Annotated in this window: 9 protein-coding genes; 6 read left to right on the forward strand and 3 right to left on the reverse strand. The window is 71.0% G+C overall.

Features of this window, described 5'->3' with window-relative positions:
* Positions 1 to 855 (forward strand): diaminopimelate epimerase, encoded by an 855-nt coding sequence (gene dapF / locus ACQPY0_RS09460; RefSeq protein ID WP_432986971.1) that lies wholly within the window; start codon positions 1 to 3, stop codon positions 853 to 855.
* Here the strand turns inward: dapF and ACQPY0_RS09465 are convergent.
* Positions 846 to 2,333, reverse strand: a complete 1,488-nt coding sequence (locus tag ACQPY0_RS09465; RefSeq protein ID WP_432995121.1) for an NAD-dependent malic enzyme — start codon at positions 2,331 to 2,333, stop codon at positions 846 to 848. The genes dapF and ACQPY0_RS09465 overlap by 10 nt on opposite strands.
* 26 nt (positions 2,334 to 2,359) lie before the next feature.
* On the opposite strand from ACQPY0_RS09465, the gene hflX reads away from it, so the two are divergent.
* Both hflX and ACQPY0_RS09475 read left to right on the forward strand, forming a co-directional pair.
* Positions 2,360 to 3,883 carry a GTPase HflX gene (hflX, locus tag ACQPY0_RS09470; protein ID WP_432986973.1) on the forward strand — a complete coding sequence of 508 codons (1,524 nt, stop codon included), beginning with the start codon at positions 2,360 to 2,362 and terminating at the stop codon, positions 3,881 to 3,883.
* Between the two features lie 87 nt (positions 3,884 to 3,970).
* Positions 3,971 to 5,629 carry a hypothetical protein gene (locus tag ACQPY0_RS09475; RefSeq protein WP_432986976.1) on the forward strand — a complete coding sequence of 553 codons (1,659 nt, stop codon included), beginning with the start codon at positions 3,971 to 3,973 and terminating at the stop codon, positions 5,627 to 5,629.
* Between the two features lie 177 nt (positions 5,630 to 5,806).
* On the opposite strand, the gene ACQPY0_RS09480 is transcribed toward ACQPY0_RS09475, so the two are convergent.
* Positions 5,807 to 6,280, reverse strand: coding sequence for a DUF6193 family natural product biosynthesis protein (locus ACQPY0_RS09480; RefSeq protein WP_432986977.1), 474 nt, complete (start codon positions 6,278 to 6,280; stop codon positions 5,807 to 5,809).
* Positions 6,281 to 7,312: 1,032 nt separating this feature from the next.
* Positions 7,313 to 7,993, reverse strand: a complete 681-nt coding sequence (lexA, locus tag ACQPY0_RS09485; protein WP_432995123.1) for a transcriptional repressor LexA — start codon at positions 7,991 to 7,993, stop codon at positions 7,313 to 7,315.
* Between the two features lie 282 nt (positions 7,994 to 8,275).
* On the opposite strand from lexA, the gene ACQPY0_RS09490 reads away from it, so the two are divergent.
* The 3 genes from ACQPY0_RS09490 (at position 8,276) to ACQPY0_RS09500 (ending at position 12,782) form a co-directional block, all read left to right on the forward strand.
* A complete protein-coding gene (locus tag ACQPY0_RS09490; protein WP_432986980.1) occupies positions 8,276 to 8,749 on the forward strand; it encodes a LysM peptidoglycan-binding domain-containing protein in 474 nt (157 codons plus the stop codon).
* 311 nt (positions 8,750 to 9,060) lie between these two features.
* Complete coding sequence (nrdR, locus tag ACQPY0_RS09495; protein WP_432986982.1) at positions 9,061 to 9,630, forward strand: transcriptional regulator NrdR; 570 nt, start codon at positions 9,061 to 9,063, stop codon at positions 9,628 to 9,630.
* A gap of 299 nt (positions 9,631 to 9,929) precedes the next feature.
* Positions 9,930 to 12,782 (forward strand): vitamin B12-dependent ribonucleotide reductase, encoded by a 2,853-nt coding sequence (locus tag ACQPY0_RS09500; protein ID WP_432995125.1) that lies wholly within the window; start codon positions 9,930 to 9,932, stop codon positions 12,780 to 12,782.
* Positions 12,783 to 12,938: the final 156 nt, after the last annotated feature.

Consider the following 12,938-nt stretch of genomic DNA (forward strand, 5'->3'; position numbering starts at 1 on the left):
ATGCGCTTCGCGAAAGGCCACGGCACGGGCAACGACTTCGTCATCCTGCCCGATCCCGACGGCACCCTGCCGCTGACCCCGGCCCTGGTCGCCGCCCTGTGCGACCGCCGCCGCGGCATCGGCGCCGACGGGGTGCTGCGCGTCGTGCGCAGCGCCGCCCACCCCGACGCCGAGGCGTCCGCGGCGGGCGCCGAGTGGTTCATGGACTACTGGAACGCCGACGGCTCGCAGTCGGAGATGTGCGGCAACGGGGTCCGCGTCTACGCGCGTTACCTCGCCGAGGCCGGACTCGCCGACCCCGAGGGCACCTTCGACCTTGTCACCCGCGCCGGTGTCGTGCCGGTCACGATGGGTGAGGAGATCTCGGCGGGAATGCCCATTCCGAGGGTGTACGTCCAGAGCGAGGCCACCACCGGCGGTGCGACGTTCACCGGCACCGCCGTCGACGTCGGCAACCCCCACCTCGTCTGCGCCGTCGACGAGCCGACGCTGGAGGGGCTCGATCTCATCCGGCCGCCCGGCATCGACCCGCTGATCTTCCCGGCCGGGGTCAACGTCGAGTTCGCCGCGGTCGGCCCGCCCCCGGCCGGCGCGGACCTCTACCGGCGCATGCGCGTCTACGAGCGCGGCTCCGGCGAGACCCAGTCGTGCGGCTCCGGCGCCTGCGCGGTCGCCGCCGCGGCGCTGCACCACGCGGGGCTGGAGTCCGGGGTGGTCGTCGTGGACGTGCCCGGCGGCCGGCTCACGATCACCCTGTCGCCGGCCGAGTGTCTGCTGCGGGGGCCTGCGGTCATCGTCGCGCACGGCGACGTCGACGCGCAGGCCGTCCGTCAGCTGGCCCCTACCTACACCTGAGGGGTCTGCCCGTCGGGGGTCGAGTCGAGCTGGGGGCCCTTGGCCGCGGCCCGCACGGCCGCGGCGACGGCGGGTGAGACCCGCGCGTCGAACACGCTCGGCACGATGACCGTCGGGTTGAGCTTGTCCTCGCCGACCGTGTCCGCGATCGCCTGCGCGGCCGCCAGGGCCATCGCGTCGGTGAACTCGCGGGCCTGCGCGTCGAGCATGCCGCGGAACACGCCCGGGAACGCGAGCACGTTGTTGATCTGGTTCGGCTGGTCGGAGCGGCCGGTGGCGACGATCGCGGCGTGCTCGCGAGCCGCCCGCGGGTCGACCTCCGGGTCGGGGTTGGCCAGCGCGAACACGATCGAGTCCTTCGCCATGGTGGCGATGTCGTCGCCGGTGAGCAGGTTCGGCGCGCTCACCCCGATGAAGACGTCGGCGCCGCGCACCGCCCCGCGCAGGTCACCCGCGTAGTTGTCCTTGTTCGTGTTGTGCGCGAGCCACTGCCACGCGGGGGACAGGCCCGCGAGGCCGGGCATGCCACGGTGCAGCGCGCCGGGCCGGTCGGTGGCGATGACGTCGCCGACGCCCTGGCGGAGCAGGAGCTTCATGATGGCGGTACCGGCGGCGCCCGCCCCGCTCACCACGACCCGCACCTGACCGATCGGCTTGCCCACGACGCGCAGCGCGTTGGTGAGGGCGGCCAGCACGCAGATCGCGGTGCCGTGCTGGTCGTCGTGGAACACGGGGATGTCCAGCTGCTCGCGCAGCCGCTCCTCGATCTCGAAGCAGCGCGGCGCGGCGATGTCCTCGAGGTTGATCCCGCCGTACGCCGGGGCGATCGCCTTCACGATCGCGATGATCTCGTCGGTGTTCTGGGTGTCGAGCACGACCGGCCAGGCATCGACCCCGCCGAAGCGCTTGAACAGGGCGGCCTTGCCCTCCATGACCGGCATGGCGGCGTAGGGCCCGATGTTGCCCAGGCCGAGCACCGCCGAGCCGTCGGTGACCACGGCGACCGTGTTGCGTTTGATGGTGAGGCGGCGGGCGTCGTCGGGGTTTTCGGCGATGGCGAGGCAGACGCGCGCCACGCCCGGCGTGTAGGCGCGGGAGAGCTCGTCGCGGTTGCGGAGCGCGACCTTCGGGGCGACCTCGATCTTGCCGCCGAGGTGGAGCAGGAACGTGCGGTCGGAGACCTTGCGCACGTCGACGCCGTCGAGCTTCTCCAAGCACGCCACGACCTGCTCGGCGTGGGAGGAGTCGGCGGTGTCGCAGGTGAGGTCGACGACCACGTTGGCGCTGTCGGAGTCGACGACGTCGACGGCGGTGACGATCCCCCCGGCGTCGCCGACCGCGGTGGTCAGGCGGCCGATGGCGGAGGCGTCGGCGATGACGGAGACGCGGATGGTGATGGAGAACCCGGCGCTGGGCAGTCTGTGTGTGGCAGGTGTCACCCGTCCATTCTCACCCTCCGCATCCCCCGGCCGGAGCACCGGTACCGCCGGATCGCGGCCCGTCGATGCCGCCACGCTGCAATATCAAGTGCCACGGCCCGCGTGAGGTGACAGGATTGGGGGGTCGGAACGGCCTTACCGAGGAGATCATGTTGCGCGCACGAACGAGCTTTTCCGCAGACGCCTACGACGCGGACGCTGAGGAGTTCGAGGAATTCGTCGACAACGGCGATCTCGAGCTCGAGGAGCGGCACGCGCTGCGCCGCGTCGCCGGGCTGTCCACCGAACTCTCCGACATCACCGAGGTCGAGTATCGCCAGCTGCGCCTCGAGCGCGTCGTGCTGGTCGGCGTCTGGACCGAGGGCACCGTCACCGACGCCGAGAACTCGCTCACCGAGCTGGCCGCGCTCGCCGAGACCGCCGGCTCCCAGGTCCTCGACGGGCTCATCCAGCGCCGCGGCCGCCCCGATCCCTCCACGTTCATCGGCCGGGGCAAGGTCGAGGAGCTGCGTGGCGTTGTGCAGAGCAGCGGCGCGGACACCGTCATCTGCGACGGGGAGCTGTCGCCCTCGCAGCTGCGCACGCTGGAGTCGCAGGTCAACGTCAAGGTCATCGACCGCACCGCGCTGATCCTGGACATCTTCGCCCAGCACGCCAAGAGCAAGGAGGGCAAGGCCCAGGTCGAGCTGGCCCAGCTGCAGTACTTTTTGCCCCGCCTGCGCGGCTGGGGCGAGGCGCTCAGCCGCCAGGCCGGCGGCTCGGCCAGCGGAAACGGCGGCGTGGGCCTGCGCGGTCCCGGTGAGACCAAGCTGGAGATCGACCGCCGGCGCATCCGCACCCGCATCGCGCGGCTCAAGCGCGAGATCGCCGCGATGGCCACGATCCGCGACACCAAGCGCGCCACCCGCCGGCGCAACCGGGTGCCCGCGGTGGCGATCGCCGGCTACACCAACGCCGGCAAGTCCAGCCTGCTCAACCGCCTGACCGGAGCGGGCGTGCTGGTCGAGGACGCCCTGTTCGCGACCCTCGACACCACCACGCGCCGGGCGCGGGCGGCCGACGGGCGGATCTACACCCTGTCGGACACGGTCGGGTTCGTCCGCCACCTGCCGCACCAGCTCGTCGAGGCGTTCCGTTCCACCTTGGAAGAGGTCGCTGAAGCCGATCTCGTACTGCACGTGGTCGACGGCTCCCACCCGGACCCCGAGGCCCAGGTCCGGGCGGTCCGCGAGGTGCTCGCCGAGGTCGGCGCCGACGCGGTGCCCGAGCTGCTCGTCATCAACAAGCTCGACGCGGCCGACGAGGAGACGCAGCTGCGCCTCAAGCGGCTGTGGCCCGAGGCGGTCTTCGCCTCGGCCCGCACCGGGGCCGGCATCGACGACGTGCGCGAGGCGGTGGAGCGGCGGCTGCCGTGGCCGGCGATCGAGCTGACGGCCGTGGTGCCGTACGAGCGGGGTGACCTCGTCGCGCGGGTCCACTCGATCGGTGAGGTCCTCGAGACCTCCCACCTGGCCGAAGGCACCCGAATCCGGGCGCGGGTCACCGAGGGCCTCGCCGCCGAGCTCGCCCCGTTCGCCATGTCGTTCTAATCACGCTGCGTTGGGTTAGTCGATTACCTGGAGTGACAGCCGGACCGGGCGCCCCCAATTCCGGTCCGGCTCTGCCAGACTTGTGCGATGCGACGACGGGTGGTGTGCGGCACAGCTGCGGTGATCTGTCTGTCGGCCGGCGCCGCCGCCCCGGCCGCGGCCTATGAACCGTCGCCCGCGGCGGGCACGCCGGTCTGCACGCCCAACTCCAAGGACGCCTGGGAGATCTCGGGGCTGGTGGCCACCGAGACCGGCTACTACGCCATCCAGGACAGCCAGCCGGGGTCCGCCAGGCCCAAGATCTTCCAGCTCGACAACTCCTGCAAGCTGGTGAAGACGATCGACTACCCGAGCAAGGCCCTGGACCCGGAAGACGCCGCGATCGACAAGAACGGGACGCTCTTCATCGCCGACATCGGCGACAACGACCCCTCCAGCGGCGGCTCCGATACTCCACGCCCGACGGTCGCCATCTGGACGATGGCCAACGGTGCCAAGCAGCCGACGATCAACCGCCTGGCCTACCCCGACGGCAAGAAGCACGACGCCGAGGCGCTGCTGATCAACGGCGACGGCACCCCGATCATCATCACGAAGACGTCCCCGTGCGAGGTGTACGTCCCCGAGAGCCCGCTGGTGCCGAACATCGACAAGAACGTCCCGAAGCTCAAGAAGGTCGGCGACTTCACCGCTCAGGAGACCAAGACCGCCAACCCGCTGGGCCTGCTCGGCTGGAAGCTCGTCACCGGCGCCGCGTCGTCGCCCGACGGCTCGAAGGTCGTCGTGCGCACCTACTCCGATGCCTACGAGTTCGACGTGGCCGGTGGCGACGTGATCAAGGCCATCACCACCGGCAAGCCGCGCATCACCCCGCTGCCGAACGAGCAGCAGGGCGAGTCGATCACCTACACCCCGGACGGCAAGAACTACATCACCGCCTCCGACGTGGAGGCGTCGAAGAAGCAGGCCCCGCTGCTGAAGTACACGCCGACGGACATCTCGGGCACCCTCGGCGGCAGCGGCGCCAACGTCCCCACCCCGAAGGCGAAGGACCAGTCGTTCCTGCAGTCGCTGACCCTGCAGGACATCACCTACGCGGTGGCCGCCATCGGCGTGATCGGCCTCGCCCTGGTCATCGCCGGCGTGGTGGGCATCCGCCGCTCCCGCGCGGCCCGCCGTGCCGCCGGCTCGAACACCGGCGGCATCCGCCCCGACCGCGGCCCGTCCCAGGACGACGACTTCGCCGTGCCGGCCGGCGCCTACGGCCCCGGCTCTGGCGCCCCCGACCGCGGCACCCCCGGCGGCGGTAACGTCTACGGCGCCGGGGGAGGCGACCGTTCTGGCAACGTCTACGGCGCCGGCGGCGACCGCGCTGGCGGCGGCGGTGGCAGTGGCGGTGGTGGCGGTGGCGGCCGAGGCCCCGGCGGCGGCAACGTCTACGGCGGTGGCGGCGCCCCGGATCGCAGCGGCGGCGTATACGGCGGCGGCCCGGACCGCGGCGGCAACGTCTACGGCGCAGGCGGCGGCGCCCCGGACCGCGGCGCCCCTGGCGGCGGCAATGTCTACGGAGCGGGCGGCGGCACCCCGGACCGCGGAGGAGCCCCTGGCGGCGGCAACGTCTACGGCGCCGGCGGCGACCGCGGCGGCAACGTCTACGGCGCGAGCGGCGGCGGAGCCCCGGACCGCGGCGGCTACGGCGGCCAGCCGGGCTACGACCAGCGCGGCGGCTACGCCCCGCACCGCTGACCGCTCCCTGCCTGTTGGCTGCGCTTCTGCTGACCGTCCACCATCCAGCGGCCATGCCTCTCACCGCCGCCCGCTCCTTGCGTGGCGGCTGGACCCCGCGGCGGACTTCACCGCGCGCGGACTGGAAACCCCCGTGCGTGGGGAGCACGGCGTGTTGGTGTCCGTCCCGGCGGCCGGCTACGGACAGCCCCACGTGCGTCGGGAGCACGTCCGAATGACCTGGAACGACCGGAACATGATCGGACCCCCCAGCGACACGGCCAGATGCATCGCTGACGTCCAATGCCTGACGGTTCTAGTCCTCAGGTGGGCGTCTGCGACGCCGTTGATCTGCCGGTCAGTCGGGCAGTTCGGCCAGCACGTGCTGAGCGCGCCGGCGGCGTCGGTCTCGTCGTAGACCCGGCCCGGACGGGTGCGGACCACGTACCGGCCGAGAGTCTCTGCCGGGTCGACCGTGGGATGGTCCCGGGTGAAGGGCCACTGCGGCGTGCTGCTGAAGCACAGGGTCCAGTGGCTGGTGTACGGGCGCAGGACGCGCAGTCTCGGCTCGTGGAACGCCAGAGCGCGAATGGCCTGCAGCCGGGTCCCCACCGGGTCCCCGCAGTAGCCACAGCCAACTCGACTCCCGGGGATCGCCGCGCTCCCGGGCATCCGCGAGGGCCACCGAACCCAGGATTGGCCACGCGGCTGCGACCTGTCCCGGCCGCGCCCCGGGCAGCCATAGCCGTGCCGCTCCGTACGCTGTCGCCAGATCTGGGGCAAAGCCCTGCAGCAGGGTGGACCGACCGGTGCGAAGCGCGAGGTAGAACTGTCGCTGCCACGGGCTTAGCTGTAGGTCCGCGTGCAACTCGCCGTTATCGACCGTCGCCCTGCGATGCGGATCCACGCCCTCCCGCGGGCGCGCCCGAAGCGGCATCCCCTGCCGGTCGAGCTCGGTCTGCCACGCACGGCATGCATCGCCCACCGCAACAACATCCGGATACCAGCGCGCCGCCTCGCCCCAGACACCTTCGGCACCAGCCATCGCTCCATAGCGCGCCGCTGGCGGCCCCACCGCCCGGCGGCGACGCCTTCCACCGCTGGCCGCTTCCTGCCTGGCGGCTGGGCCCGCACCGCTGGCGACCCACCGCCCGGCGGCCGCGCCTTTCGCAGCTGGCCGGTCGTTGCTTGGCGGCTGCGCCTTTCACCGTTGACCAGCCACCGCTTGGCGGTTGCGCTCCGGGCTCTTGACTGGCCACTGCCCGGCGGTTGGGCCTTTCGCCGTTGGTCAGTTGCTGTCTGGCGGTTTCGGTTGCACTCCGCGTCGTTGAGGGGCCACCGTCGAGCGGTTGGGGCCTTTACCGTTGGTCGGTTGCTGTCTGGCGGCTGTGCTCCGGACCGTTGACCGACACGCCCGGTGCGGGAGGTCGCCGGCCGTCGATGGCTGTGCTTCGCCGTCGTGCGGTGGTGGCACGAGGGGGTGGCGTCCGCGGCTCCTCCTGCTGGCGGCCATGGGTGAAATGGCGGGTGGTCTGCAGCGGGTGAGCGCGTCGGCGCCAGCTACCAGCGATGGCCGAGGTGGGCCTCAAACAGCTGCGAAAGGTGCATGACCTGGCATTGATCATGTACCTGGTCGATCGCTGTGGGGCCGCCGCCCGGGCTGTGGGCGTGCGGGCGGCGGCTGGCTCGGGGAGTGGGTGGGGGTCAGATGCGGCGGACGACCGTCACCACGCGGCCGAGGATGGTGGCGTGGTCGCCGGGGATTGGGTCGAAGGCGGCGTTCTGGGGCATCAGCCAGACGTGGCCGTCGCGGTTGCGGTAGGTCTTCACCGTGGCCTCGCCCTCCAGCATGGCGGCCACGATGTCGCCGTTGTTGGCTGTGGGCTGCTGGCGGACGACGACCCAGTCGCCGTCGCAGATGGCGGCGTCCAGCATTGAGTCGCCCTTGACCTGGAGCATGAAGAGGGTGCCCTCGCCGACCAGTTCGCGGGGGAGGGGGAAGACGTCCTCGACGGCCTGCTCGGCGAGGATCGGGCCACCGGCGGCGATCCGGCCCAGGACGGGGACGTAGGCCGGGGCGGGGCGGGCGGCCCGGGCGGCCTCCTCGTCGACCGCGACGAGTTCGCTGGGCGGGCGGACGTCGACGGCGCGGGGGCGGTTGGGGTCGCGGCGCAGGTAGCCCTTGCGCTCGAGCTCCTTGAGCTGGTAGGCGACGCTCGACGGGGAGACCAGGCCGACCGCCTCGCCGATCTCGCGGACGCTCGGCGGGTAGCCGTTGCGCTCGACCGCGGCGCGGATGAACTCCAGGATCCGGCGCTGGCGGACGGTCAGGTCGGCGGCGAAGAGGTCCGGGAAGGCGCTCACCACGGCGGTGACCGCGCGCATCTCGGGCTCGCCGCCGCGGCGGCGGGTGGCGCGGCGCGTGCCGGTGCGGCCGGCGATGGCGGTGACCTCGGCGCCTTGGTCGTCGATGAGCTCGCCCGGCTCGCTCGCGGGTGCGTCGGTGCGGTCGTCGGCTGACACGTCGTCCTCCCTCGTGTTGGCAGGCGCGGGTTCGCGCCGCGTCTGCTGACGGGCCGTGGGGTGGTCCGTCACCCGGGCCCGCGCGCGGGTGCGAGGGGCCGGTGTGTCGCATAGGTCTGGTAACCCCGATCAGAACCTGATCGTGTGTCGGTCACCGTATCGCCGAGGAACGACAGTTTCAAACATCTGTACTACGTGGCGTGCCATTTTTTCGGCGAGTCGCTCGACACGGGTCTTCCCGCTCTGATACACAATCGTACGGCTGTTCGATCGAACGCGTGTGCGGAAAAGGGGGCCGACATGGGACGGCGGGCCGCAAACGAGCGCAAAGCACCGCTCCGCCTCACTCGGCGGGGCCGGATTGTCGTGTTCTGCTTCCTGTTGACGTTCGCCGGTGGGCTCGTGGCTCTCGTGTCCGCGCCCGGGCAGGCTGCCGACCCGCCGGGGCCGGTGCCGACGATCGTCGTGCAGCCGGGCGACACGCTCTGGGACATCGCCTCGCGGACCAAGGGGCGGGAGGGGCGCGACCGGACGGTCGAGGAGATCCGGCGTCTCAACAGTCTGGACGGTTACGACATCGATGCCGGGCAGCGACTTATCCTGCCCCGCAGGCGCTGAGCAGGCCGGATGCGGCCGGGCGGCGGTCCGCAACCCGGCGCGGCGGCCGAGACGCCCGACACATTCGTGTCGGGATCCTCGTTTGACTTGCGTCGGCGTAGGCATCGGCATAGCGTCTACCCCTAGATGTAGTAGTTACAGGGGTGTAAGTCGTCCACAGGTTGTGGAATCGGCAACCACTGTTCACTGACCGTAGTTGACCGGCGGGTAACCCCACTCGGGGACGCCCGCTGATTTGGCGTGCAGTTTTGTCCGGCTTGGGCGGATTCTCAAGGCCCGATCCGGCGTACCATGGAGAGAGGTCCATCGACATGCGGTGCCCGTACTGCCGGCACGCCGACTCGCGGGTGGTTGACTCCCGGGAGGCTGAGGATGGCCAGATCATCCGGCGGCGCCGGTCCTGCCCGGAGTGCGGGCGGCGGTTCACCACCGTCGAGGAGGCGGTGCTCGCTGTGGTCAAGCGTAGTGGGGTGACCGAGCCGTTCAGCCGGTCGAAGATCATCGCCGGGGTGCGCAAGGCGTGCCAGGGCCGGCCGGTGGACGAGGACGCCATCGCGCTGCTGGCGCAGAAGGTCGAGGAGACCGTCCGCGCCCGGGGCGCCGCCGAACTGCCCAGCCACGAGGTGGGCCTGGCGATCCTGGCGCCGCTGCGGGAGCTGGACGAGGTGGCCTACCTGCGCTTCGCCAGCGTGTACCGCTCGTTCGACTCGCTCGGCGACTTCGAGCGGGAGATCGCGGCGCTGCGGGCCGGGGCCCAGGCGCCGGTCAAGGGCGCACCGCCCGAGCAGTCGGGGGAGGGGCCGCCGGCGCCGGTCGCCCGGGCCGGTGAGCCGGCCGACGCGCTGAGCAGCGCCGGTCGCCCGGTCCGCAACACCGGCTGATCCCGGGCGACGGGTAGAACGCAGCGCAACGCGCCGCCAAGGGCGGCGAACGGGCAACGAACGCGGGCATGGAGCGCGAGAACCGGGCGCCGTCGATCGGCGGGCGCCCGCAGAAGCGACAAAAGACCGAACGAGCGCGTCAACAGCGAACCAGCGCCGAGGCCGGGGGACGAACAGGCGCAGGGAACCGGACAAAACGCGCGAAAGACCCACAGACGAAACGGCGCGATGGTACGCACATGCGGTACCGACGACGCCAAATGACGATCGAGGACACAACGCTGATGAGGGGGCCGCGGATGGCGGGGGAGACGAAGACGAAGCCGGCACGCAAGGACCAGCGGGAGGGGCTGCGGGTCGAGCGCGTCTGGACGACCGAGGGTGTGCACCCGTATGACGAGGTGACGTGGGAGCGTCGCGACATCGTCATGACGAATTGGCGGGACGGCTCGATCAACTTCGAGCAGCGGGGGGTCGAGTTCCCGACGGCGTGGAGCGTCAACGCCGCCAACATCGTCACCACGAAGTACTTCCGCGGGGCGGTCGGCACCGCGCAGCGCGAGCAGTCGCTGCGCCAGCTGATCGACCGGGTCGTGTCGACCTACACGAAGGCCGGGCAGCAGCACGGGTACTTCGCCACGGACGCCGACGCCGAGATCTTCGGCCACGAGCTGACCTGGATGCTGCTGCACCAGGTGTTCAGCTTCAACTCGCCGGTGTGGTTCAACGTCGGCACGTCCTCGCCGCAGCAGGTCAGTGCCTGCTTCATCCTGTCCGTGGACGACTCGATGGACTCGATCCTCGACTGGTACAAGGAGGAGGGGCTGATCTTCAAGGGCGGCTCCGGCTCCGGCGTGAACCTGTCGCGGATCCGCTCGTCCAAGGAGCTGCTGACCAGCGGCGGCACCGCCAGCGGCCCGGTGTCGTTCATGCGCGGCGCCGACGCGTCCGCCGGGACGATCAAGAGCGGCGGGGCGACCCGGCGCGCGGCCAAGATGGTCATCCTCGACGTCGACCACCCCGACGTGGAGGAGTTCATCGAGACCAAGGCCCGCGAGGAGGACAAGATCCGGGCCCTGCGTGACGCCGGGTTCGACATGGACCTCGGCGGCAAGGACATCGTCAGCGTCCAGTATCAGAATGCCAACAACTCGGTCCGCGTCACCGCCGAGTTCATGCGCTCGGTCGAGGACGACACCGAGTTCGGGCTGCGCTCGCGGCTGGACAACAGCATCATCTCCAGCGTCAAGGGCAAGGAGCTGTTCCGCAAGCTCGCCCAGGCCGCGTGGGAGTGCGCCGACCCCGGCATCCAGTACGACGACACGATCAACGACTGGCACACCTGCCCCGAGACCGGGCGGATCACCGCGTCGAACCCGTGCAGCGAGTACATGCACCTGGACAACTCCAGCTGCAACCTCGCGTCGCTGAACCTGCTCAAGTATCTCAACGCGGACGGCACCTTCGCCGTCGAGCGGTTCGTGAAGTCCGTCGAGCTGGTCATCACCGCGATGGACATCTCGATCTCCTTCGCCGACTTCCCGACCGAGAAGATCGGCGAGACCAGCCGCGCGTACCGCCAGCTCGGCATCGGCTACGCCAACCTGGGCGCGCTGCTCATGGCGAGCGGCCTGGCGTACGACTCCGAGGGCGGCCGGGCCGTCGCCGCCACGATCAGCAGCCTCATGACCGGCACCGCCTACCGCCGCTCGGCCGAGCTGGCCGGGGTCGTCGGCGCCTACGACGGCTACGCCCGCAACGCCAGCGCCCACGCCCGCGTCATGCACAAGCACGCCGAGGCCAACGCCGCCATCGGTACCGTCGGCGCCGTCGACATCGCCATCAAGGACGCGGCCACCGCGCAGTGGGCGCTGGGCAACGAGATCGGCGCGAAGAACGGCTGGCGCAACTCGCAGGCCAGCGTGCTCGCCCCGACCGGCACCATCGGCCTGATGATGGACTGCGACACCACCGGCGTCGAGCCCGACCTGGCCCTGGTCAAGTTCAAGAAGCTCGTCGGCGGCGGCTCGATGCAGATCGTCAACCAGACCGTGCCGCGCGCCCTGCGCACCCTGGGGTACCAGGAGGAGCAGGTCGAGGCGATCGTCGAGCACATCTCGGCGCACGGCCACGTCGTCGACGCACCCGGCCTCAAGCCCGAGCACTACAGCGTCTTCGACTGCGCCATGGGCGAGCGGACCATCGCGCCGATGGGCCACGTGCGCATGATGGCGGCGATCCAGCCGTTCATCTCCGGCGCCATCTCCAAGACGGTCAACATGCCGGAGTCGGCGACCGTCGAGGACGTCGAGGAGATCTACTACCAGGGCTGGAAGCTCGGCCTGAAGGCCCTGGCGATCTACCGCGACAACTGCAAGGTCGGCCAGCCGCTCTCCGCGGTCTCCTCGTCCGCCTCGGCCTCGTCGAAGACCGCGGAAGCGGAGAAGCCGGCCGAGGTCGTGGTGAAGACCGAGAAGGTGATCGAGTACCGCCCGGTGCGCAAGCGGCTGCCGAAGAAGCGGCCGAGTTCGACCGTGTCCTTCTCCGTCGCCGGCGCCGAGGGCTACCTGACCGCGTCCTCCTACCCGGACGACGGCCTCGGCGAGGTCTTCCTCAAGATGTCGAAGCAGGGCTCGACCCTGGCCGGCGTCATGGACGCGTTCTCGGTCGCCATTTCGATCGGCCTGCAGTACGGCGTGCCGCTGGAGACCTACGTATCGAAGTTCGTGAACATGCGCTTCGAGCCGGCCGGCATGACCGACGACCCGGACATCCGGCTCGCCTCCTCCGTGATGGACTACATCTTCCGCCGCCTGGCCCTGGACTTCCTGGACTTCGACACCCGCTCGGAGCTGGGCATCCTGACCTCGGGGGAGCGCGCGGCCCAGCTGCGCGCCGAGGCCGCCGGCACCGCCTCCGACCCGGACGTGGACCTCACCGAGATGCGCAACTCGGCCCCGGTCGAGAAGCCGGCGTCGAAGCCCGCCGAGGTCGAGCCGCCGCGCCGGGTCGGCTCGTCGACGGAGCTGCTGGAGCTGGTCCAGGGCAAGGCCGCCGACGCGCCGCTGTGCTTCACCTGCGGCACGAAGATGCGCCCGGCGGGCAGCTGCTACGTCTGCGAGGGCTGCGGCTCCACCAGCGGCTGCAGCTGAAAATGAGCGGAATTGCATTCGCTGCAACGTCGAATGCGCCTTGACGAGGCCCGAGGCCGAGCGCTGCGCGATGTTACTGCGCCGTGCCGGCCGACGGCTGAAAGACAGCGACCGCCCGAGTCGGTAGGGGTCGGACGGTCGCTGCGGCAGGGACGT

The organism is Dactylosporangium sp. CA-233914, from assembly GCF_050942935.1.
In the GTDB taxonomy this organism is placed as follows: Bacteria; Actinomycetota; Actinomycetes; order Mycobacteriales; family Micromonosporaceae; genus Dactylosporangium.

What these genes read in the sequence shown, in the direction of transcription:
- dapF (WP_432986971.1), top strand. Translation starts at nt 1, where the DNA reads ATGCGCTTCGCGAAAGGCCACGGCACGGGCAACGACTTCGTCATCCTG.
- lexA (WP_432995123.1), bottom strand. Translation starts at nt 7,993, where the DNA reads ATGCGCGCGGTCACCGCCGTGGTGAGCGCCTTCCCGGACCTCTTCGCC.
- hflX (WP_432986973.1), top strand. Translation starts at nt 2,360, where the DNA reads ATGCCGCCACGCTGCAATATCAAGTGCCACGGCCCGCGTGAGGTGACA.
- ACQPY0_RS09475 (WP_432986976.1), top strand. Translation starts at nt 3,971, where the DNA reads ATGCGACGACGGGTGGTGTGCGGCACAGCTGCGGTGATCTGTCTGTCG.
- ACQPY0_RS09480 (WP_432986977.1), bottom strand. Translation starts at nt 6,280, where the DNA reads ATGCCCGGGAGCGCGGCGATCCCCGGGAGTCGAGTTGGCTGTGGCTAC.
- ACQPY0_RS09500 (WP_432995125.1), top strand. Translation starts at nt 9,930, where the DNA reads ATGGCGGGGGAGACGAAGACGAAGCCGGCACGCAAGGACCAGCGGGAG.
- nrdR (WP_432986982.1), top strand. Translation starts at nt 9,061, where the DNA reads ATGCGGTGCCCGTACTGCCGGCACGCCGACTCGCGGGTGGTTGACTCC.